Origin of the sequence: Intestinimonas sp. MSJ-38, from assembly GCF_018917925.1 — a bacterium.
Classification (GTDB): Bacteria; Bacillota; Clostridia; order Oscillospirales; family Butyricicoccaceae; genus Pseudobutyricicoccus.
The window spans coordinates 23,474-43,935 of sequence record NZ_JAHLPO010000022.1 but is presented as its reverse complement, the minus strand read 5'-3'; the positions used below and the strand labels follow the sequence as shown (position 1 = coordinate 43,935).

Below are 20,462 nucleotides of genomic sequence, written 5' to 3'. Positions count from 1 at the left end.
GAAAAGCAAAGAAAGTATGGCCGTCCGGCCACCGGACCAGCGGGGCGCCCCCCCCTTGAGAAGTGCAAAAAGCCACGCACAGGTCGCGGCTTTTTGCGGATTGATAGGGGTAGGGCGGCCATACTCTCCCAGGCTGTATGGGCTGCTGTGCCTGGGTATTCCGGGGCTGGCGGTGAGCCGGTCCCGTGACGGGACGGCCAAAACTCTCTTTGCTGCCCGGGAAACAACCGGCCCTGGTTCTGTTGCCCAGCGCGGCAGCGCAGTCTGGCCGTCCCGACACGGGACCCGCCTTGTCAAAAAGGGGAAGTTTTGGTATACTGGAGAAAACCCGCAGAAAAAGGGGAAGGGGAGGATTTTTTTATGATCGCCGAAAAAGTGGGAAGATTCTTTTCTTGGGCCAATGCCTGCTGCCGCAAAAGCAGCTGGAAAGACCTGGCCCTCATCAAATTCTGCCTGTGCGCCGAGGGCGTGCTTGCGGGACTGTGCGTGCCCCCGGAAAAACGGAAAAAAGCTGCCTTGGGTGCGCTGCTGGTTTTCCTCATTACTTCTGTGCCCCTGATGCTCCGCTTCTTCCAGGTGGTGAAGGAGGAACAGGCGGCCGAAGAAGAGGACGAGGACGACTACCTGGATTATTACGAAATTGACGAAGACTAAAACAGCCGCCGCCGAGCCCAATGCCCGGCGGCGCTTCAGATTGCCAAGAACCGATGAGGCAAAGGATATAGTTTGCCCTGCCCTTCATCAATCCGCAAAAAGCTGCGACCTGTGCGTAGCTTTTTGCACCTATCAAGGGCAGGGTGACCCTGCAAGCAGACATTCTTTGCCCGGGCATATACAACCTACCGGAGCAAAGAAAGAATGGGAGCGGCGACTCGCCGCCAGCCCCTTGCAGAAACTCAAAAAAGCGGCGGGGGCCACTTTTTTGACGCGCTCAGCCGCCGAGCCCAATGCCCGGCGGCGCTTTTCAAAACATGGGAAAGGAGCCAGGATATGGCCACAGAACAGGAGCTGAAAGAAATTTTGGGCAAGGCCCAGGGGGAAGCACTGGCCGTGCTGAAAGAGGTGCAGCGGGAAGTGGTGGGCAAGGATGGCGCCATCCTGCGCATTCTGCTGGCCATGCTGGCCCGGGGCCATGTGCTGCTGGAGGACATCCCCGGGGTGGGAAAAACCACCCTGGCCATGGCCTTCTCCCGGGCACTGGGCCTCTCTTATAAAAGAATGCAGTTCAACCCCGATGTGATGCCCTCCGATATCACCGGGTTTTCCATCTATGACCAAAAAACCGGCTCCTTCCGCTATCAGGAAGGGGCGGTGCTCTGCAATCTCTTTCTGGCCGACGAGATCAACCGGGCCGGGAGCCGTACCCAGGCCGCTTTGCTGGAGGCCATGGAGGAAGGGGCCGTGACGGTGGACGGGGTGACCCGGCCCATCCCTCAGCCCTTCGCCGTCATCGCCACCCAGAATCCCACCGGCTCGGCCGGGACCCAGCTGCTCCCCGACTCCCAGCTGGACCGGTTCATGCTCCGCTTCTCCCTGGGCTATCCCAGCCATGACGCCGAAGTGGAGCTGCTGCGGCGGAAAAATGAGGGGAACATCCAGCGGGCCCAGCAGGTGGTGGACGCCGCTGCTTTGCAGCAGGCCCAGAAACAGGTGCGGCAGGTTTTCATCAGCCCGGAGGTCTATGACTACATCGTCCGGCTGGTGGGGGCCACCCGCACTTACCCCGGCGTGCGCCAGGGGGCCAGCCCCCGGGCCTCCATCGCCCTGACCTGCCTGGCCCAGGCTGTGGCCTTCCTCCAGGGGCGGGATTATGTGGTGCCCCAGGACGCCGCTCTGCTCTTCCGGGAGGCGGTGGCCCACCGTCTGCTGCTCACTCCCGCCGGAGAGGCCCGGGGCCTGAACGCCCCAGGGGTGCTGGAGGACATCCTCCAGAAAACCCCCCGGCCCCGGCTGCGGTGATGGCGCTTTGTTGGCTGCGCTATGGAATGGGGCTCTGCGGCGCGGCGTTGTTTTATGTGCTCTTCCCCGGCTGGCTGGGGGGCTATGTGCTGGTGCTCACCCTGCTTCTGCCCCTGTTCAGCCTGGCCCTTAGCCTGCCCACCGCCCTTTTGCTGCAGGGGGAGGTCCTGCTGCCGCCGGAAGGGGGAAGAAGAGGGGCAGCCTGCCCGGTGCGGGTGCATCTGAAAGCCCCCTGGGGCCTGCCCCTGAGCCGGGTGGCCTTTCAGCTGGAGTATCAGAACCTGTTCAGCGGCCAGAAGGGCCGGGAAAGCCATTCCTTCCCTTTGGCCGGCGGAGAGGAATGGGTGGAAAGCGCCTTTACCTCCCGGAGCTTCGGCGTGGTGCAATGCCGTCTCCGGTATTTCCGGGGTTATGATCTGCTGGGGTTGTTCCCCATCTTTTCCCGGAAAGGGGGAGAGGGAACGGTGCTGTGCCGTCCCGCAAAGGCCGAGGGCCTGGGAATGCGGGGCCAGGACGCCGGCGGCGAAGGGGACGAGGGCAAAAGCCCCACCGGCGGAGAAGTGCGGCCCTATAAACCGGGGGACAGCCTCCGCAGCATTCACTGGAAGAACTCGGCCCGGCTGCAAACTTTGCTGGTGCGCTCAGAGGGGGGCGGCCGCGCTGGCGCCGTGGTGGCCTTTGACCTGCGGGGAACGCCGGAAGGGCTGCAAAACAAGCTGGACCGGGCCTTTGGCCTGCTCACAGAGCTGCTGGGGCAGGAGATCGCCTGCCTGGCCATGGTGCGCCAGGGCGGGGGAGAGGTGAACCGCTTCCCGGTGGAAAATAAGGAGGATCTCCAGAAGCTCTTCTGGACTTTGGGAGAAAAAAAGCCCGCTCCGGCCCCCCAGGAGGCCGAAAGCCCCTTTGAAGTGCCGGAAGGGCTGAGTTTCTGGCTGGGAGATGAGGAAGAAGGGGAGGTGCAGCCGTGACCACCAGGGAAAAAGTGCTGGCCGGGGTGTGGGAGGCCGTCTGCGCCCTTTGGGGGCTGTTTGCGGCGGTCTGGTGCTTTGTGGATCTGCTGCCCATGGGGGTGGGGTTTCTCCGGATCTATCTCCCCGCCGCCTGGGTGAGCCTTCTGATCCTTTGCCTCCTTTGGCTGATGAAAAAGCCCTGGCGGGGGCTATTGGTGCTGGCCCTGCTGCTCATGGCGTACTGCCTCTATGACCCGGAAAAAATGATCCAGGGCGGCGCCCAGGTGGGGTGCAGCCTGAGCGAAGTCTATTCCCAGCACATTGAGGGGGTCAAACAATTCTATCCCCTCCAGGATCTGCTGGTTTCTGAGGCACGGCAGGTGGCCGAGCACTTCCTCACTGTGTGCTTTGGCCTGGTGGGAGGGCTGCTGGCCCTCAGTTTCCACTACCGGTGGTTTGTTCCGGCCTTTCTGCCCTTGGGCGGGGTCATTCTGGCCCAGGCCGTGGTGCTGCGCACCCCGCCTCTGTGGGCTCTGTTTTCCATGCTCTTCCTGGTGCTGTGGCTGGCCCTCAGTGCCCATCATGCCCGCTCCCGGGCGGCCTTCCGCCAGGGGGCCCTGCTGCTGCCCGGGGTGGCGCTGCTGTTGTGCCTGGCCTGGGTGCTTTGCCCCCGGGAGGGCTACCAGCGCTCCCCACAGGTGGAAAGCCTGCGCTTGCAGCTCAATCAGCTGGCAAACGGCAGCCGGGTGAGCTTGAATGTGCTCATTCCCTTCCAGGGGAAGAAGGGTCAGAGCCAGCTGAACGACACCGGGCGGCTCCAGTTCACCGGGGAGACCGCCCTGCGGGTCTATTGCACCCAGCCGCAAAAGCTCTATCTCAAGGGCTTTTCCGCCGACCGGTACGAAGGAGACCGGTGGGCCCAAAGCTCTGCGCTGGAATATGACGCCTTTCTGGGTCAGCTGGAGTTTTCCCCCTTCACCCTGACGGCCCAGGCCATGCGGGCCACCTGGCCCGAGACCGCCTCCTATGGGGTGCAGGTGGAGCTGGCGGCGCCCAATGGCAATTATTACTATCTTCCCTATGGCATGGTGAGTTTGCAGAATGAGGGAGAGAGCCTGACCCGGGTGAAGGACAGCTACATGAATTCCATAGGGCCGGGGACCCGGTATGCCGTCTCCGCCGTGGCCCTGCCCGACTGGAGCCAGAACCAGAGCCTGTCTTTGCCCCAGAGCCTGGCGGTGGCCGAAAGCCAATACCAGCAATATGCCCAGGATACCTGTCTCCAGGTGCCGGAGGAGCTGGAGGACTGGCTGACCGAGCTGGCCTATTCCATCGTCTCCCCGGAGGATACGCTGGAAACCAAGGTGGACAAGATCTCCGCCTGGGTGCGGCAGGCGGCCCGGTATGATGCCGCTCCCGGCACGGTGCCCCCCGGGAAGGACTATGTGGGGTACTTCCTCACCGAGAACAAAAAGGGTTATTGCATGCACTTTGCCTCGGCCGGGGTACTGCTGCTGCGGGCGGCAGGGGTTCCGGCCCGGTATGTGGAGGGGTATGTGGTAAACGAGGGGGACATCACCCCCGAGACCTGGCTGGCGGTGCCCGACAGCCAGGCCCACGCCTGGGCCGAGGTCTATGTGCCCGGGATGGGGTTTTTGCCGGTGGAGATGACCCCGGGCTATGGCGGAGCCATTCCCCAGCAGGCCGAAGTGGTGCCCGAAGAGCCGGAGGAGGTTCCAGAAGAGATACCGGAGGAAACGCCGGAAGAGGTTCCCGAAGAGATACCGGAGGAAACAGAGCCGGAAGAGCAGGAGCCGGAAGAAGAACGCCCGGAGGAGGAAGCAAAGCAGAGCAGCCCATGGCCCCTTGGGATTTTGTTGGGGTCGGTGCTGGTTTCAGCCGGGGGAGGATGGCTTTGGTTCCGGCCCAGATGGCAGCGGCGGCAGGAGACCTGCGGCAGCAGCCGCAGCCGGGCCGCGGCCATTTACCGCCGCATCCAGGCGCTGGAGAAGTATGCCCCGGCGCCGCCCCGGGCTTCCCAGCTTGCGGACAAGGCCTGCTTCAGCAAAAACGGGCTGAGCGAGCAGGAGCTTGCCGAGCTTGCGGGGCTGGCCCGGCAGATGGAGCAGGATGCCAAGGCGGGGGCAAAGCCCCTCCGGCGCCTGTGGCTCCGCTAGGCAGCGTGGTCCGGTGTCCGGACGGCCATACTTTCTTTGCCCGGGTCAACACAACCGGCCAAGGCAAAGAAAGGAACGGGTCCAGCGTCACGCTGGTCCCGCGCCAGGCAATCAAACCAAGATTCAGCAAAAAAGCCTCCCATTTGGGAGGCTTTTTGTCATGCACCCTGCCAGGATCGCACCCTGGGTCCGGTGTCCGGACGGCCATACTCTCTTTGCCCGGGTCAACACAACCGGCCTTCGTTCTGTTGCCCAGCGCGGCAGCGCAGTTTGGGTGCAGCGTCACGCTGCTAGAGGTTTTCGGTCATCATGCGGTAAACCACATTGAAGGCCTGCTGGAAGATATCCAGCCGCAGCGTCTCATTGACGCCGTGGACATCCATCATGCCGGTGGAGATACCGCCGCACTCAAAGCCCTTGCCGGAGAAGATGTTGGAATCTCCGCCGCCGCCGGAAATCACATAGTGAGGCTCGATGCCTTCGGCCTTCAGGGCCTTCAGATTCAGCTGATAGAGGAAGCTTTCCGGGTTGGGCTTGGCCGCGGGATAATCGTGGCTCAGCTCCACCTCGGCCTTGCCGCCAAACTCCTCGGCCGCCTGCTGGCAGGCCTTCTGGATCAGATCCAGCTGGTGCTGCAGCTTCTCTTCGCTGTGGGAGCGCACTTCGGCGGTGAAGAAGGCAGAATCGGATACCACATTGGTCATGCCGCCGCCTTCGATCCGGCCCACATTGGAGGTGGTCTCCTCGTCGATGCGGCCGAACTTTACCAGGGAAATGGCCCGGGCCGCCATGCACACGGCGTTGATGCCGTTCTGGGGCTCGATGCCCGCATGGGCCGCTTTGCCATGGAACACGGCACGGATGCCGTACTTGGAGGGGGAGGAGGTGGAAACGCCGCCCACCTGGCCGGCCCCATCCAGTGCGTACAGATTGCGGCAGGGCAATTTGGAAATGTCAAAGTTCTTGGCGCCGTGCATTCCCTGCTCCTCGCAGATGGTGAAGAGATAGTACATCTCACGATGGGGAACATCGTTCTCCTTGATCACATCCAGAAGCTCCATGAGCATGGCAATGCCCGACTTGTCGTCGGCGCCCAGCACGGTGTCACCGGCACTGGTCACCTTGCCGTCTTTGTAGACAGGCTCGATGCCGCGGCCCGGCTCTACGGTGTCCTGATGGGCGTTGAAGCAGATGGCCTCGCCCTCCATGGTGCCGGGAATGTGCACCAGCACATTGCCGCCGTCAGAGCCGAATTTGCTCCCCGCTTCGTCCCGGTATACTTCATAGCCCCGGTCCTTGAAATACTTCTCCAGGTAATCGGTCATGGGTTTTTCATGGAAGGACGGACTGTCGATGCGGATCATCTCCATCAGCCGGTCCAGCATACGCTTTTCGTTGAACTGCATGAATGATACCTTCTCTCATTATTATAATGGGTTTCCCTGGCCCCAGTATAGCAGTTTTCCTCTCCCTTTTCAAGGCGGGGTGCCGGTCCCGTGTCGGGACGGCCAGACTGCGGTCCGGTGTCCGGACGGCCATACTGCGCTGCCGGTCCCGTGTCCGGACGGCCAGGCGGTGCTCCCGCACCGGGCAACAGAACAAAAGCTAATTGCATACACTCGGCCCCAAAGCCCCCCTTGTGCAAAGGGGGGTGGCGGCTTGCGCCGCCGGGGGGATTGGCGACACTTGGCTGACGATAACCACACCCGGGCCCAGTGTCCGGACGGCCAGACTGCGCTCCCGCACCCGATCATACAGCCTGGCTAACCGGTGCGCCCGGCTTCACAATCCCCCCTGCATGGCTTTGCCATGCTGTCCCCCCTTTGCACAAGGGGGGCTTTTTCTTTGACCTGCGGCATCCAACCAACCTTCGCTCTGTCGCTCAGCGCGGGAGCGCAGTCTGGCCGTGGCGGCTCGCCACGACAAAATATGCGGCGGACAGGGAGTATACTGGTGGGGAAAGGAGGCTGGGGGATATGGTGGTCTATCTGGACATTCTGTTTTTCCTCAACTTCGGCATCAACTACCTCCTGCTGCGATGCGTGGGCCGGCTGGGCGGCAAAGCCTGCTTTGTGCCCCGGCTGCTGCTCAGCGCCGCTTTGGGAGGTGTGCTGTCGGCTGTGCTGTTTTTTGCCCCGGCCCAGGGCCTGTGGGGCCTTTTCATCAAAGCCCTCTGCTGTCTGCTGCTCTGCCTTACCGCATTCAATGTCCGCTCTCCCGGGGAAGCCCTGCGGCTGAGCCTGCTGCTTTTGTCCGTGACCATGGCCATGGGCGGCGGCGTGATGGCCCTGACCGCCCTCTCTGGCAGTCACCGGCTCTGGGTGCGGGGCGGCGTACCCTATGTGCACCTGCCCATACAGAGCCTGCTTTTTTCCTTCGGGGCGGCCTATGTGCTGCTGTCTCTGGCCTTTTCCGCCAGAAGGGGAGAGCGGAGAGCCGCTCCGGCCCGGGTAAAGATCTGCGTGGGCGGCCAGTGGGCGGAGGTGCACGCTCTGCGGGATACCGGCAACCTTCTGCGGGACCCCATGAGCCAGAAACGGGTGATGGTGGTGGAAAAAAGCTGCCTTGTCCCGCTGCTTTCCCGGGAAGAGCGGCAGGCGCTGGAAAACCTGCGGGGGGACAACGGGCCGGAGGTCTTTGAACGGCTCCGCTCCCGCCGCTTCCTGCTGCTGCCATACCAGGCGGTGGGCCAGCCCGGCGCATTGCTCCTGGCCATGAAACCGGACAAAATGCTGGTGGATGGCCGGGAGGAAAAAGAAGTGCTCATCGGTATCGCCCCGGGGCGGATCTCCACCCCCGAAGGCTGCCAGGCGATTTTGGGATGATAAAGGAGGAATACTGCGTGAAACTCTCTTTGCTGCGGGCCGCTCTTTCCTTGAAGGGGCGGAAGCTTTTGGAAAAGCTAGGGCTTTGTCAGCTGCCGTCCATCTATTACATCGGCTCTTCCCAGAGCCTGCCCCCGCCCCTGACCCCGGAAGAGGAGAAGGAATACCTGGCCCATTACACCGGCAAGGAGCCGGAGATCCGCCAGGCCCTCATCGAGCACAATCTCCGTCTGGTGGTCTACATCGCCCGGAAATTCGAAAACACCGGCATCGGCATTGAGGATCTGATCTCCATCGGCACCATCGGGCTGATCAAGGGGGTGAACACCTACCGGGGGGACAAGAACACCAAGCTGGCCACCTATGCCTCCCGGTGCATTGAAAACGAGATCCTGATGGTGCTGCGCAAACACTCCGGGGCCCGGTCGGAGGTGTCCATCGACGAGCCGCTGAGCACCGATTGGGACGGAAACGAGCTGCTGCTGTCCGACATTCTGGGCACCGAGCCCGACTGCGTCATGCGCCCGGTGGAGGACGACGCCGATCGGGAAATGCTGCGCCGCTCCATCGACCGGCTGAGTGAGCGGGAAAAGACGATTATTTCCATGCGTTTTGGCCTGGGCGGCCGGGACGAGCTGACCCAGAAGGAGGTGGCCGATCTCCTGGGCATCTCCCAGTCCTATATCTCCCGGCTGGAAAAGAAGATCATCTCCCGACTGAAAAAGGAAATGACCCTCTAGGCAGCGTGACGCTGCACCCAAACTGCGCTCCCGCGCTGAATTACAGAATCTGGCTAACTGGTGCACTAAGTTTCACAATCCCCCCTGCATGGCGTTGCCATGCTGTCCCCCCTTTGCACAAGGGGGGCTTTTCTTTGGCCCAGTGCCACAGAAAAGGCTGGTTGTATCCGCTTGGCTTCGGCAGGGACCCCGCCGGGAGGCTGGAAAAAGGTCGGGGAAAAACCTAGTTTTTCCCCGAGACCCAGCGGCGGCGTCGCCTGACGGCTTGCAAGTTATTTTGGCCTTGTGCCAAAATAACACGCCGCCAATGGCCCAGGAGGGGCCCGGCGGCTTTCGCCGCTGGGAAGAAACCTGGGGCAACACCCGCCGCAGCGGGTGTTCTGGGTATTAGTTCTCTCTTTTCAGGCAATACTGTCTGTAACAAAAAAAGGGAGGAACACGAATGCAGGGAAAAGTGGAGATCTGCGGCGTCAACACATCCAAACTGCCGACTTTGACGGGAAAAGAAACCAGAGAGCTTCTGGAAAAGGCCAGGGGCGGAGACAAGCAGGCCCGGGAGAAGCTCATCGCCGGGAATCTGCGGCTGGTGCTTTCGGTGGTGCAGCGGTTCGGCGGCCGGGGAGAAGCAGCCGACGATCTGTTCCAGGTGGGATGCGTGGGGCTGATCAAGTCCATCGACCATTTTGATCTGAGCCTGAATGTGCGGTTTTCCACCTATGCCGTGCCCATGATCATCGGCGAGATCCGCCGGTATCTCCGGGACAGCAGCCCGGTGCGGGTGAGCCGCTCCCTGCGGGACAACGCCTACAAGGCCCTCACCGCCCGGGAGGCCTTCACCAGGGAACACCAGCGGGAGCCTACCGTGGAGGAGATCGCCAAGGCCATCGGCATGAAGCGGGAAGAAGTGGTGTTTGCCCTGGATGCCATCTCCGACCCCATTTCCCTTTATGAGCCGGTGTATCAGGACGGGGGCGATGCCATCTGCGTGATGGATCAGGTGCGGGACCCGAAAAACACCGACGACAGCTGGATCGAGCAGATCGCCATGAAGCAGGCCATGAGCGGTCTGAGCGAGCGGGAGAAGCGGATTTTGGCCCTGCGGTTTTACGATGGCCGTACCCAGATCGAGGTGGCCAAGGAGATCGGCATCTCCCAGGCCCAGGTCTCCCGCCTGGAAAAGGGCGTCATCGAAAAGATCAAAAAACAACTCTAGCAGCGGTCCCGTGTCGGGACGGCCAAATTGCGCTCCCGCGCTGGGCAACAGAACGAAGGCTGGTTGTGTTCACCCAGGCAAAGAGAGTATGCCCGCGGAGGCACTCCGCTTGACAAATGGGGGAGGGTGGAGTATACTTCCTATGACAAGTGGACAGGGGTGCTGGTTTTCATGCCGGCTGAGAGACGGACAGACCGTCAACCCTCAAACCTGATCTGGGTAATGCCAGCGTAGGAAGAGATCATTATGGGCTTCATTCTGCTGCCGGGTATGGCAGCGGCATCACGCCGCCTTTCATCGCGGGCATTGTTCCCGCGATTTTTTTTGTTGCCTTCGGGCAGGGAAAGGATGGGTACGATGCAGAAAAACAACACAAGAAGACTGACCGAAAGCGCCATTATGGTGGCCCTGGCCGCCGTGCTGGCCATGGTAAAGGTGTGGGAGATGCCCTTGGGCGGCTCGGTGACCGCCGCTTGTATGGCCCCCATCATCTTCATCGCTTTGCGCTATGGCGCCAAGTGGGGCTTGCTCACCGGATTGGTCTTTGCCGTCATTCAGATGATCGAGGGCTTCTGGGCTCCGCCGGTGCGCACGCTGCTGTGGTTCTTTCTGGTGGTGATGCTGGACTATGTGCTGCCCTTCGGCCTGCTGGGTCTGGCGCCCCTGGTGGCCCGCCGGTTCAAAAATGCCGTGGTGGGCGCAGGCGTGGCCACGGTGGCCGTGTGCGTCATCCGGTTTCTGTGCCACTTCCTCTCGGGCATCATCATCTGGCACACCGGCGATCCCGCTGTGCCCGATTGGGTCTGGTCTCTGACCTATAACGGCACCTTTATGATCCCCGAAACCATTATCAACGCCCTGGCCGTGGCCGCATTGGTGAAGTTTGTGAAGCTGCCAAAAGCCAACGGATAAACAGACAAAAAACCTCCCTGATGGGAGGTTTTTTTGTTGAGCGTGTCGAAAAAGTGGCTTAGGCCACTTTTTCGAGTTTTTGCAAGGGGCTGGCGGAGTGCCTCCGCTCCCATACTGCGCTCCCGCGCCGGGCCGGTTGTACGCAGAAAAGCAAAGAAAGTATGGCCGTCCGGGCACCGGACCACGCTGCCAGGATCGCACAATAGCCCCTTCCGGCGGAGCCGGAGCATCGAGGCCCCGGGCGCATACAGCCGGGGAGAGTATGGGTGCAGCGTCACGCTGCCTAGTCGCCGCTTTTGACAGTGAGGGTGGGTTCGTCGGGAGCGGGGAGGGGAGAGCGGCCCATCACCAGCTTGAGCAATACAGGGGTGATCAGCGTGGTGACGATCACCATGGCCACTACCGCCGGGAAGAGGGAGGCATCCACCAGCCCGGCCTGCTCGCCCTTCTGGGCCACGATCAGAGCCACTTCGCCGCGGGAGATCATGCCCACACCCACCGCCAGGGCGTCATGGGCGGAGAACTTGCACAGCTTGGCTCCCAGGCCGCAGCCGATCACCTTGGTGAGAATGGCCACCAGAGTCAGGGCCAGAGCAAAAGCGAAGAGGGACAGGGTGAAGCCATGAAGATCGGTCTCAATGCCAACGCTGGCGAAAAATACCGGGGAAAAGAGCATATAAGAGGCAATGTTGATCTTCCGGGCGATGTAGGGCTGGGCCTCGGCGATGTTGCACAGGATCAGTCCGGCAAAATAAGCGCCGGTGATGTCGGCAATACCGAAGAAATGCTCGGCCGCATAGGACAGAAGCAGGCAGAACACCAGACCATAAATGGCGATGCGCCGGTGGTTGTAATAGGCCTTGCCCAGCTTCCGGAACAGCCGGTAGACCACGAAGCCCACCAGGGCCAGCAGCACGAAAAAGCCGATGATCCGGCCCACCACCATCAGGGGTTTCACCGAGGGATCGGTGAAGCTGGTGAGAATGGTGAGCACCACAATGCCCAGAATGTCGTCGATGACGGCTGCGCCCAGAATGGCGGTGCCCACCTTGCCGCGCAGGCGGCCCAGCTCACGCAGGGTCTCCACGGTGATGGACACCGAGGTGGCCGCCAGTACAACGCCCACAAACACCGCCCGGAGCATGGCGTCACCCGTGGCTTGGGGGAAGAACAGCTTATAGCACAGAGCGCCGCCGATGAGGGGCACCACTACGCCGCAGGCGGCGATGAACAGGGAAGTGAGCCCTGTTTTTTTCAGCTCCTTCAGGTCGGTGTCCAGACCGGCCAGGAACATGAGGAAGATCACGCCCAGCTCAGAGGTTTTCAGCAAAAAGTCGGTTTCCACCACCATATTCAGGCAGGTGGGCCCCAGCAGAAGCCCCGCCAGAAGGGCGCCCACCACCGAGGGCAGCTGCACCCGTTGGGAGATCAGGCCGAACACCTTGGTGGACAGCAGAATGATGGCCAGTGAAAGCAAAAAACGATAATCCATGGGAACCATCCCTTCATCAATATATTGAATTGAAAAAAACAAGCATGAGTATCTCATATTTTTCTTTCCGGCGCAAGCGCAGATTGCACAAAATTCCGGCGATGAAGGGAAAAATGTTAGGATGGAGGGCAAAAGACGGGCGATGCGGGGCAAAATAGGGGCGAGGACTGTCAAAAAGATAACAAATCGGCGCTTATTTTCTCACCATCGCCCGAAAACAAGGCAAAGGGGAGAGGAAAGCGCACAAGGCGTGCAAAAGGCCGGACAAAGGGCGCAGCCCGATGGACGAAAGGCCCCTTTGACAAGGAAAGGAAGAAAGATTACAATTAAATCGTAGTAGCGGCCCAGTGCCTGGGCAGTCATACTGCGCTCCCGCGCTGGGCAGGTTGTGTATAGAAAGGCAAAGAGAGTATACCTGGGAGGTATTCTGCCCATAAATTACGATTTAATCGTTATATCCCTGCAAAACCAGAGCCGGTCCCGACACGGGACCGGCTCTGGAGTGTATCGCACCGGCCTTTCTGCGGCTCCTTGCCAGGATTGCACCCTGGCCCCTTCCGGGTGATGGTTTATCACACCCGGAGCACGGGGGCCTCGGGCGCATACAGCCTTCAGCGAGTTTTGGGTGCAGCGTCACGCTGCCTAGCCGGGGGGTTGATCCACGACCGACTGGGTCACCACCTGATGAATGGGCGGCGACAGCCGGGTGAGGACGCCGGGTGCAAAATAGCCCGGATGATGATCCGGAGCAAAAACATCGGGGAAATCCCGATGGATGGCGCTGTTCATACTTCTTCACCTCACAGCTATTCTGTGCCGAAAGCAGGGGAAAAACCCTGGAAAAACAATCCCGATACACCGCCTGCATACAAAGAAATGGAGGGAAAAGGAAAAATATGAAAAACAAACCAATGGATCAGAAACGAATGGATCATCTCCGGCACATCAACCGGGAGATCATCCAGCAGAAAAATCGGCTGCAAAAGCTGCGGGCCCTCCAGCAGGGGAGGGTGCGGCAGGCGCCGGGACTGCCATCCCTGACGCCCCAGGATGCCCAGGAACGCTATGCCGTCCAGCTCCGTGAGCTGGAGGAAAGCGCCGCCCGGCATCTGGAAAAATGCCTGGAGGAGGCCCAGGCCTTGCAGGACTTTATCCAGGGCGTGGAGGACAGCCAGACCCGGCAGCTGCTCTCTCTGCGCTATCTGGAGTGCCTCACCTGGCAGCAGGTGGCCTTCCGCATGGGCTATTGCGATGAGCAGACCCCTCGCAAGCAAAGCCAGGCCTTTTTCAAAAGACAGCAGAAGGAGGTGAAGGCCGGTGTCGCCCAGAAGTAAGCAGCCGCCCCAGGAGCAGGCCCGGAAGATCCTGGTGGAGGCCAGTCCTCTGGCGGCCAGGCTCCTGCTGGAGGCGCTGCAGGAGGAGGACACCCCCCGCTCGGCCCGGCTGGATTGCGCCAAGGAGGTGCTCAACCGGGTTTATGGCCGCTCCCAGCAGCTGCTCCCGCCCCAGGAGGAACACCGGCTGGAAGTGGTGCTGGAAGAAGAAGCGGAAAAAGACGCCCGGTGAGCGGCGGCGGAGTGCCTCCGCAGGCGGGGTGTCCCCGCCGCCATACTCTCCCCGGCTGTATGGTTTGCGGCCCTCGGTGCTCCGGCTCCGCCGGCGGAGTGCCTCCGCTGTCATACTGCGCTCCCGCGCCCGGCAGGCGGAGTGCCTCCGCTCCCATACTGCGCCCCCGCGCCCGGCAGCGGGGTGTCCCCGCCGCCATACTCTCCCCGGCTGTATGGTTTGCGGCCCTCGGTGCTCCGGCTCCGCCGGTAGGGGCTGGGATGCAATCTTAGCAGGGTGCCATAGAAAAGGATGGTTGTGTGTAATCTGGCAAAGAGAGGAACGGCCGTCCGGCCACCGGACCAAAGAAAGTATGGCCGTCCGGCCACCGGACACCGGACCGCTGCAAGGAGAGTGAGAAATGAAATTGATTTTAAAACAGCCATCCCCCAGGCAGAGGGAATTTTTGCGGGCCGATACCCGCTTTGTCGCCTATGGCGGCGCCCGGGGCGGCGGGAAAAGCTGGGCCGTGCGGCAGAAAGCCCTGCTCATGGCCCTGCACTATGACGGCATCCGTCTGCTGCTGCTTCGCCGCAGCTATCCCGAACTGCGGGAAAACCACATCCTGCCCCTGCGCACCATGGCCGAACCAGCGGCCGACTACAAAGAGCTGGAAAAAACTCTGGTGTTCCATAACGGCAGCCGTCTCAAATTCGGCTACTGCGCCAGCGAAGGGGACACCCTTCAGTACCAGGGCCAGGAATACGATGTGATCTTTCTGGACGAGGCCACCCAGTTCACCGAGTACCAGTTTTCCACCCTCACCGCCTGCCTGCGGGGGGCCAACCCCTTTCCCAAGCGGATGTATCTCACCTGCAACCCCGGCGGCGTGGGCCATAGCTGGGTCAAGCGCCTGTTCGTGGACAAGGAATACCGGGGCGCCGAAAACCCCGCCGACTACACCTTCATCCCCGCCCGGGTCTATGACAACAAAGTGCTGATGAAAAGCGACCCGGGGTATGTGAAGATGCTCCAAAGCCTGCCCAAAGGATTGCGGGAGGCCTGGCTGGAAGGAAAATGGGATCAGTTCGCCGGACAGTTTTTCCCGGAGTTCCAGGAGGATACCCATGTGTGTCAGCCCTTCTCCATTCCGGAAAATTGGCGGCGGTATTTTGCCATGGACTACGGCCTGGATATGCTGGCCGGGTATTTTATCGCCCTCAGCCCCGAAGGAAAGGCCGTGGTCTACCGGGAGATCTACGAAAGCGGGCTCATCGTCTCTCAGGCCGCCCAGCGGATCCTGGACTGCCATGAGCCGGTGGAGTGCTTTCTGGCCCCGCCCGATCTGTGGAACCGGCGGCAGGACACCGGCCGCAGCGTGGCCGAAATTTTCGCCGGGCAGGGGATCTGGCTCCAGAGGGCGGAAAACGCCCGGGAAAGCGGCTGGATGGATCTGAAAGAATGGCTGCGCCCAGGAGAAAATGGCCCGGCCCTTACGGTGTTTCCCTGCTGCCACAACCTGATCCGTTCCCTCCAGGCCCTGCGTTTTGACCCGAACGGCGGGGGAGACGCCGCCACCGAACCCCATGAAGTGACCCACGCCCCCGATGCCCTGCGGTATTTTGCCGCAGGACGGCCCCGGCCGCCCAGGCCCGAGGAACTGCGCCCTCTGCCGGAGGATTTCCACTTCAAGGGGGAGAAGCAGAAAGACCGGGTGCGAGCGATTTGACGAAAAAGACCGATTGGACGGGATATCATACCCTTAGCGGCAAGACCGCCAATACGAAAGGAGGAAAAAAGGGTGAACAAAGAGGACAAAACCAAAAGCCTGCCTCAGAAGGAGGAAAGGAAGCCCCAGGGGGCCCCGGCTTCCGGGGGAATGGAACAGGATCTTCCCCAGCTGCTGGCAGAGCTCCAGGCCCTGCGTCAGAGGGAGCGGGACTGGGTGTTCCGGGAGGATCTGGAGAAACTGCGCAAGGCCTTTCCGGATATGGCCCCGGAGAGCATCCCTCAGCTGGGGGACGATTTCCTCAAGCTGCGCAGCATGGGCATTGATCCCCTCATTGCCTTTCTGGCCATCCGCCAGGCGGAAGAGGCCATGCGGCCGGAGACGCCCCCCACGATGGGCCCCGCCGACGGCCAGAGCGAAGGGGAGGAAGGATTTTTCGCCCCCGACGAGGTGCGACGCATGACCCCTGAGCAGGTGGAGCAGAATCTGAAAAAAATCGAAAAAAGCCAGCGCCGCTGGTAACATGTGAGAGGAGGAATGAATCCTTATGAGTTTCCGCAATTTTATTCCCACCGTCTGGAGCGCCCAGATGCTCAAGTCCCTGAAAAACGACAATGTGGCCGTGCGTCTGTCCGACGCCCGTTACCGCTCCGATGCCAAGTATGGCGAGGAGATCAAGATCAACGGTGTGGGCAAGGTGAACATCCGGGATTATGTGAAGGGCGAGCCGCTGACCCGGGACGGCTGGGAAGACCAGAGCACCCTGATCAAGATCGACCAGCAGAAGTATTTCAACTTCGGCGTGGACGATATCGACAAGCGCCAGGCCCAGGGCGATCTGATGGCCGCTCTCCGGGAGGAAGCCAACCTGGCCCTCTCTGAGGCTGCCGACCGCTATGTGTACAGCTTCTATCCCGAAGCCGGCCAGGCGGTGGAGCAGGCGAGCCTGACTTCCGGCAATGTGCTCAGCACCGTCACTGCCGCCATCAAAGCACTCTATAAGAACAATGTGCCCAAAAACGCCGCATTCAGCCTGGAAGTTTCCCCCGATTTTCTGGAGAAAATGCTGCTGGCCGATGTGATCTACGGCAATCCCAACGGCGATACCTTCAAGAATGGTTTCGTGGGAAGAGTGGGCAAGTGGCTCAATGTGAGCGTGTACATGACCAATAATCTCTGCAAAGAAGAGGACAAGGACTGCTGCATCCTGCGCACCAAGCGGGCCATTGCCTTTGTGGAGAATATGAGCCAGGTGGAGGCCTACCGCCCCGAGGACAGCTTCGAGGATGCCCTCAAGGGCCTGCATGTCTACGGCGCCAAGGTGGTGCGCCCCGATGAGATGTGCGTCATCAAGTGCGGCTACGGCGCAGAAGACAAGATCTGATAAAGCACCTTATAAAATAAAGGAGGAATTTGCATGACAAAGATCACGGCCACCGATTGCGTGCGGGACGGTTTGTCCCCCGCTATCCAGTATACCCCCGGGGAAAATGAGCTGTGGGCCCCGGCGGGGAAGGACGAGCGCACGGTGATCCTGGTGCGCAACGACAGCGGCACAGACTGCGGCGTTACGGTGGAAGCCGGAGACGGCCTGCGCAAAAGCATCGGCCCCTTCCACGGCAAGGTGACAACCGGCCAGGAAGTGGCCATGGTGCTGGACAGCATGCGCTTTAAGAAGCTGGAAGGGGAGAACAAGGGCGGCTTTGTGCTGAAGCTGTGCGACGGCGATCATCCGGAGTCTCCCTTCTCCGGCACCGCCGCCGGCGTCAAGTTCGCGGTTATCCGCACCTAGGCAGCGTGACGCTGCACCCAAACTGCGCTCCCGCGCTGGCGAGCCGCCACGGCCAAAACTCGCTGAAGGCTTTATGAGCTGCCGTACCCCGGTGCTCCGGTGCTGGCGAGCCAACACCGGCAGGAGCCAAGGTGCAGTCCCAGGCCAACGCAGAACAATGGCGAATAAAAAGCTCCCCGCAGGGGAGCTTTTTCTTTTGGCTTGGTTCTATTGCCTAGCGCGGGAGCGCAATATGACTGCCCAGGCACTGGGCCCGGGTGATGGTTTATCACACCCGGAGCAGTGAGGCCCCGGGCGCATCCCCACCGGAGACAGGAACGACAGCGGAGGCACTCCGCCGGGTGATATAAGTCACCACAAAATCGGAGTGGCCCAGCATCCACTCATTGCGGTGATGGATGGCAAAGCGTGGGGGCACGGTTTCCAGGCCCTCGGGGAACAGGGTATGGTCACAGGGCAAAGGGTTCCATGCATCCCTTTGGGTGGGCAGCCGTTCCAGCACAACAGCATAGGAGATGTGAGGGTAGATTTCGGCCAGCTCGACCAATACTCTGCGTACCATGGCATCAAAATCCCCCTGCCGTCCCACATAGAACTGATCCACGCCCCGCTGCTGGATCAGCTCCACCAGCACCGACCGCAGCCGGGGCATCACAGAGGCCGGGGCGTCCTGATGCCCGAAAAAAGTACACGCTGCCAAATAGTCCACCTCCCTAAGAAATTGACCAGTATAGCGGTCAATATTTTGCTTCATTATAGCATACGATGATAGCGGTTGCAACCAATACTGGTCATTCCAAGATGGGGTGAAAACATGGAGCAGAAAATTCGGCGTGACCGCAATATGGGGGACAATCTTCGCAGGCTGCGGATGGATCGAGGGCTTTCCCAGGAAAAGTTGTGCGCCCAGCTGCAAAGGCGTGGCTGTGACATTGGCCGGACTACCTATGCCAAATATGAAGCCGGTGAGCTGAATATCCGGGCCAGTGTGTTGATTGAACTGCGGAAAATCTATCATTGTACCTATGATGAGTTTTTTGCAGGGCTGGATGACGAGATTTGATGCGGAGCAGCGTGACGGTCCCGTGTCGGGACAGCCATACTGCGCTCCCGCGCTGGGAAACAGAACCAGGCTGGGTGGGTTTACCCCGTTTCACAATCCCACCGGCGGCGTTCGCCGCCACCTCCCTTTGCACAAGGGAGGCTTTTCTTTGCTTCATTGCATCCAACCAATCTTCGTTCTATTGCTTAGCGCGGGAGCGGTCCCGTGTCGGGACAGCCATATTTTCTTTGCCTGGATGGACACGACTGGCCCTTTCTGTGTCACTGGGTTAGGATTGCATCCTGGCCCCTGCCGGGGGTGGCCCGCCAGCCCCGGAGCAAGGTTGCAAACAACGCATACAGCCTTCAGCGAGTTTTGGGAGCGGCGGCTCGCCGCTTGACTTTTGGGGAGCGGGGATATTATAATAACCCACGGAAAAAAACAGGGGAGGGGAACAAAATGCTGTTAGTCATCGCCATCGGCAGCAGCAACATCCGCATCGGCCTTTACGAGGGCCGGAGCCTGTGGATGCAGACCAGCATGCGGGTGGACACCCAGATCCTCCCCGACGAATACGCCGTCAAGATCCAGTCGGCCCTGGGGCTCTTCGGCTGCCGGGCGGATGAGGTGGAGGGCGCCATCCTCTCTTCGGTGATGCCGCCTTTGACCTTCGGCATCCATCAGGCCGTGGAGCGGCTTTGCCATGTGCGCCCGCTGGTGGTGGGGCCAGGGCTCCGAACCGGCCTTCCCATCCGCATCAACGACCCCGCCCAGCTGGGCAGCGACCTGGTCACCCAGGCTGTGGCCGCCCGGGAAATGAAACTGGGCCCCACGGTGGTGTGCAGCCTGGGTACCGCCACCACCTTCGTGCTCATGGACGGGCAGGGGGCCGTGCGGGGGGCATCCATCGCCCCGGGGATGAAGATCTCCCTGGAGTCTCTGGCCCGGCACACCGCCCAGCTGCCCTGGATCGACCTGGAAACGCCGCCCCCCGGCGCCGTGGGAAAAACCACGGTGGACAGCATGAAAAGCGGCCTGCTTCTGGGCACGGCCTGCCTGGTGGAGGGCATGACAAAGCGCATGGAAGAGGAATTGGGGGAGGATGTGTCCCTGATCCTCACCGGCACTTTTGCGCCCCTGATCGCCCCGCTGTGCCGCCGGGAGTGCCGCACCGAACCCGACCTGATCCTCAGGGGCCTGCGCCTGATCTATGAGCGCCATCGGGAAAAACGAGGGGATAAACCTGCGAAATAACTGGCAAGCTATCCACCTTTTCATCCATTGGATCAGGGGCTATTTCACAGAACGCCACGCCTTGTGAGGCGTTGCGAATACATGACTGCGCCGCATCCGGCAAAAGGACGGAGCGGCAGCAAGGAGGAAAAATTTTATGAGAAACACAAACCGGAAGACCCTGCGGTTGGCCCAGCTGGCCATCCTGATCGCCCTGGAGGCGGTGCTCACCTTCACCCCTCTGGGCTTCATCCTGGTGCCGCCCATCTCCATCACGCTGATGCACATTCCGGTGATCGTGGGCGCTGTGCTCATGGGCCCGGTGGATGGGGGCATCCTGGGCCTCAGCTTCGGTGTTTTCAGCATGATCAAGGCGTCCACCGCCGCGGCCAGCCCGGCGGATATGGCCTTCTCTCCCTTCCTCAGCGGCGAGCCGGTGAGCTCCATTGTGATGTGCATCATCCCCCGGATCCTGCTGGGCGTCATCGCCGGCGGGCTTTATCTGCTGCTTTCCAAAAAGATCAAGAATGGCGTTCTGTCCATGGGCATCAGCGCCGTGGCGGCCACTTTCTGCCATTCCATGATGGTGCTGGTGCTGCTGTCGGTGCTCTTCCAGTCCCTGCCCCTGAAGGCGGTGCTGGCCGCTCTGGTGGGTGTCAACTGCCTGCTGGAAATGCTGGCCGCTGCTGTGGTGGCCGTGGCTGTGTGCAAGCCCTTGCAGCGGATCCTCCGCCGGGCAAAGTGATCGAAAAAGGGCCGGTTGGATGCAATAAGACAAAAAGAGAAATGGGTGCAGCATCATGCTGCACTCATACTTTCTTTGCCATTTGAATCTGTCTGGTGCGGGAGCACC

General features: G+C 61.0%; 21 protein-coding genes and 1 riboswitch. Of the genes, 17 read left to right on the top strand and 4 right to left on the bottom strand.

All coding sequences use genetic code 11. The annotated features are described in order from the left end of the window. Positions 1-360 precede the first annotated feature (360 nt). The 4 genes from KQI26_RS12080 (at position 361) to KQI26_RS12065 (ending at position 5,086) form a co-directional block, all read left to right on the top strand. A complete protein-coding gene (locus tag KQI26_RS12080) occupies positions 361-654 on the top strand; it encodes a permease of phosphate ABC transporter (protein ID WP_216504626.1) in 294 nt (97 codons plus the stop codon). Positions 655-990: 336 nt separating this feature from the next. Then, positions 991-1,959, top strand: a complete 969-nt coding sequence (locus tag KQI26_RS12075; protein ID WP_118747878.1) for a MoxR family ATPase — start codon at positions 991-993, stop codon at positions 1,957-1,959. Beyond that, positions 1,959-2,927 (top strand): DUF58 domain-containing protein, encoded by a 969-nt coding sequence (locus KQI26_RS12070; RefSeq protein ID WP_216504625.1) that lies wholly within the window; start codon positions 1,959-1,961, stop codon positions 2,925-2,927. Before KQI26_RS12075 ends, KQI26_RS12070 begins: the two co-directional genes overlap by 1 nt. Then, on the top strand, positions 2,924-5,086 hold the full coding sequence (locus KQI26_RS12065; RefSeq protein ID WP_216504624.1) for a transglutaminase domain-containing protein: 2,163 nt from the start codon (positions 2,924-2,926) through the stop codon (positions 5,084-5,086). The genes KQI26_RS12070 and KQI26_RS12065 overlap by 4 nt, the downstream gene beginning before the upstream one ends. A 290-nt stretch (positions 5,087-5,376) precedes the next feature. On the opposite strand, the gene KQI26_RS12060 is transcribed toward KQI26_RS12065, so the two are convergent. Continuing rightward, complete coding sequence (locus KQI26_RS12060) at positions 5,377-6,492, bottom strand: M20/M25/M40 family metallo-hydrolase (protein ID WP_216504623.1); 1,116 nt, start codon at positions 6,490-6,492, stop codon at positions 5,377-5,379. Positions 6,493-7,062: 570 nt separating this feature from the next. Here KQI26_RS12060 and KQI26_RS12055 point away from each other — a divergent pair. From KQI26_RS12055 to KQI26_RS12040, 4 genes are all read left to right on the top strand, one after another. Next, entirely contained in the window at positions 7,063-7,911 is an 849-nt protein-coding gene (locus KQI26_RS12055; RefSeq protein WP_216504622.1) for a sigma-E processing peptidase SpoIIGA, read from the top strand. Beyond that, entirely contained in the window at positions 7,908-8,651 is a 744-nt protein-coding gene (gene sigE, locus KQI26_RS12050; RefSeq protein WP_216504621.1) for an RNA polymerase sporulation sigma factor SigE, read from the top strand. Before KQI26_RS12055 ends, sigE begins: the two co-directional genes overlap by 4 nt. A 442-nt stretch (positions 8,652-9,093) precedes the next feature. Further along, entirely contained in the window at positions 9,094-9,864 is a 771-nt protein-coding gene (gene sigG, locus KQI26_RS12045; RefSeq protein WP_216504620.1) for an RNA polymerase sporulation sigma factor SigG, read from the top strand. 145 nt (positions 9,865-10,009) lie between these two features. After that, positions 10,010-10,120, top strand: a riboswitch (TPP riboswitch). Positions 10,121-10,221: 101 nt separating this feature from the next. Then, on the top strand, positions 10,222-10,776 hold the full coding sequence (locus KQI26_RS12040) for an energy-coupled thiamine transporter ThiT (RefSeq protein ID WP_118747871.1): 555 nt from the start codon (positions 10,222-10,224) through the stop codon (positions 10,774-10,776). 283 nt (positions 10,777-11,059) lie between these two features. Here KQI26_RS12040 and KQI26_RS12035 read toward each other — a convergent pair whose 3' ends face one another. Together KQI26_RS12035 and KQI26_RS12030 are read right to left on the bottom strand one after the other, a co-directional pair. Further along, on the bottom strand, positions 11,060-12,268 hold the full coding sequence (locus KQI26_RS12035) for a cation:proton antiporter (RefSeq protein ID WP_216504619.1): 1,209 nt from the start codon (positions 12,266-12,268) through the stop codon (positions 11,060-11,062). Positions 12,269-12,910: 642 nt separating this feature from the next. After that, positions 12,911-13,057, bottom strand: coding sequence for a hypothetical protein (locus KQI26_RS12030; RefSeq protein ID WP_216504618.1), 147 nt, complete (start codon positions 13,055-13,057; stop codon positions 12,911-12,913). A gap of 107 nt (positions 13,058-13,164) precedes the next feature. On the opposite strand from KQI26_RS12030, the gene KQI26_RS12025 reads away from it, so the two are divergent. The 6 genes from KQI26_RS12025 to KQI26_RS12000 all read left to right on the top strand — a co-directional run bounded on the left by KQI26_RS12025 (position 13,165) and on the right by KQI26_RS12000 (position 17,334). Then, positions 13,165-13,602 (top strand): hypothetical protein, encoded by a 438-nt coding sequence (locus tag KQI26_RS12025; protein WP_216504617.1) that lies wholly within the window; start codon positions 13,165-13,167, stop codon positions 13,600-13,602. Then, entirely contained in the window at positions 13,586-13,834 is a 249-nt protein-coding gene (locus tag KQI26_RS15600) for a hypothetical protein (protein WP_118428279.1), read from the top strand. Before KQI26_RS12025 ends, KQI26_RS15600 begins: the two co-directional genes overlap by 17 nt. A 400-nt stretch (positions 13,835-14,234) precedes the next feature. Next, complete coding sequence (locus KQI26_RS12015) at positions 14,235-15,542, top strand: phage terminase large subunit (protein ID WP_216504616.1); 1,308 nt, start codon at positions 14,235-14,237, stop codon at positions 15,540-15,542. Between the two features lie 72 nt (positions 15,543-15,614). Further along, entirely contained in the window at positions 15,615-16,064 is a 450-nt protein-coding gene (locus tag KQI26_RS12010) for a hypothetical protein (protein WP_216504615.1), read from the top strand. A 25-nt stretch (positions 16,065-16,089) separates the two neighbouring features. Beyond that, entirely contained in the window at positions 16,090-16,926 is an 837-nt protein-coding gene (locus KQI26_RS12005; RefSeq protein ID WP_216504614.1) for a hypothetical protein, read from the top strand. A gap of 33 nt (positions 16,927-16,959) precedes the next feature. Continuing rightward, positions 16,960-17,334 (top strand): hypothetical protein, encoded by a 375-nt coding sequence (locus KQI26_RS12000; protein ID WP_216504613.1) that lies wholly within the window; start codon positions 16,960-16,962, stop codon positions 17,332-17,334. A gap of 268 nt (positions 17,335-17,602) precedes the next feature. Here the strand turns inward: KQI26_RS12000 and KQI26_RS11995 are convergent, their stop codons facing one another. Continuing rightward, positions 17,603-18,034 carry a hypothetical protein gene (locus tag KQI26_RS11995; protein ID WP_216504612.1) on the bottom strand — a complete coding sequence of 144 codons (432 nt, stop codon included), beginning with the start codon at positions 18,032-18,034 and terminating at the stop codon, positions 17,603-17,605. Between the two features lie 114 nt (positions 18,035-18,148). Here KQI26_RS11995 and KQI26_RS11990 point away from each other — a divergent pair, with 114 nt between their 5' ends. From KQI26_RS11990 to KQI26_RS11980, 3 genes are all read left to right on the top strand, one after another. Beyond that, the gene (locus tag KQI26_RS11990) at positions 18,149-18,397 is read left to right on the top strand and encodes a helix-turn-helix domain-containing protein (RefSeq protein WP_118747863.1); all 249 of its coding nucleotides are present in this window, start codon (positions 18,149-18,151) and stop codon (positions 18,395-18,397) included. A gap of 438 nt (positions 18,398-18,835) precedes the next feature. Continuing rightward, positions 18,836-19,630: a type III pantothenate kinase gene (locus KQI26_RS11985; RefSeq protein ID WP_216504611.1), complete on the top strand. Its 795-nt coding sequence runs from the start codon at positions 18,836-18,838 to the stop codon at positions 19,628-19,630. Positions 19,631-19,766: 136 nt separating this feature from the next. Then, a complete protein-coding gene (locus KQI26_RS11980; protein WP_216504610.1) occupies positions 19,767-20,354 on the top strand; it encodes an ECF transporter S component in 588 nt (195 codons plus the stop codon). Positions 20,355-20,462 lie beyond the last annotated feature (108 nt).

Coding starts and splice junctions, on each gene's coding strand:
- KQI26_RS12040 (WP_118747871.1), top strand. CDS start 10,222: ATGCAGAAAAACAACACAAGAAGACTGACCGAAAGCGCCATTATGGTG.
- KQI26_RS12025 (WP_216504617.1), top strand. CDS start 13,165: ATGAAAAACAAACCAATGGATCAGAAACGAATGGATCATCTCCGGCAC.
- KQI26_RS12000 (WP_216504613.1), top strand. CDS start 16,960: ATGACAAAGATCACGGCCACCGATTGCGTGCGGGACGGTTTGTCCCCC.
- KQI26_RS11980 (WP_216504610.1), top strand. CDS start 19,767: ATGAGAAACACAAACCGGAAGACCCTGCGGTTGGCCCAGCTGGCCATC.
- KQI26_RS12055 (WP_216504622.1), top strand. CDS start 7,063: ATGGTGGTCTATCTGGACATTCTGTTTTTCCTCAACTTCGGCATCAAC.
- KQI26_RS12060 (WP_216504623.1), bottom strand. CDS start 6,492: ATGCAGTTCAACGAAAAGCGTATGCTGGACCGGCTGATGGAGATGATC.
- KQI26_RS12070 (WP_216504625.1), top strand. CDS start 1,959: ATGGCGCTTTGTTGGCTGCGCTATGGAATGGGGCTCTGCGGCGCGGCG.
- KQI26_RS12030 (WP_216504618.1), bottom strand. CDS start 13,057: ATGAACAGCGCCATCCATCGGGATTTCCCCGATGTTTTTGCTCCGGAT.
- KQI26_RS12080 (WP_216504626.1), top strand. CDS start 361: ATGATCGCCGAAAAAGTGGGAAGATTCTTTTCTTGGGCCAATGCCTGC.
- KQI26_RS12015 (WP_216504616.1), top strand. CDS start 14,235: ATGAAATTGATTTTAAAACAGCCATCCCCCAGGCAGAGGGAATTTTTG.
- KQI26_RS11985 (WP_216504611.1), top strand. CDS start 18,836: ATGCTGTTAGTCATCGCCATCGGCAGCAGCAACATCCGCATCGGCCTT.
- KQI26_RS11990 (WP_118747863.1), top strand. CDS start 18,149: ATGGAGCAGAAAATTCGGCGTGACCGCAATATGGGGGACAATCTTCGC.
- sigG (WP_216504620.1), top strand. CDS start 9,094: ATGCAGGGAAAAGTGGAGATCTGCGGCGTCAACACATCCAAACTGCCG.
- sigE (WP_216504621.1), top strand. CDS start 7,908: ATGATAAAGGAGGAATACTGCGTGAAACTCTCTTTGCTGCGGGCCGCT.
- KQI26_RS12075 (WP_118747878.1), top strand. CDS start 991: ATGGCCACAGAACAGGAGCTGAAAGAAATTTTGGGCAAGGCCCAGGGG.
- KQI26_RS12005 (WP_216504614.1), top strand. CDS start 16,090: ATGAGTTTCCGCAATTTTATTCCCACCGTCTGGAGCGCCCAGATGCTC.
- KQI26_RS12035 (WP_216504619.1), bottom strand. CDS start 12,268: ATGGATTATCGTTTTTTGCTTTCACTGGCCATCATTCTGCTGTCCACC.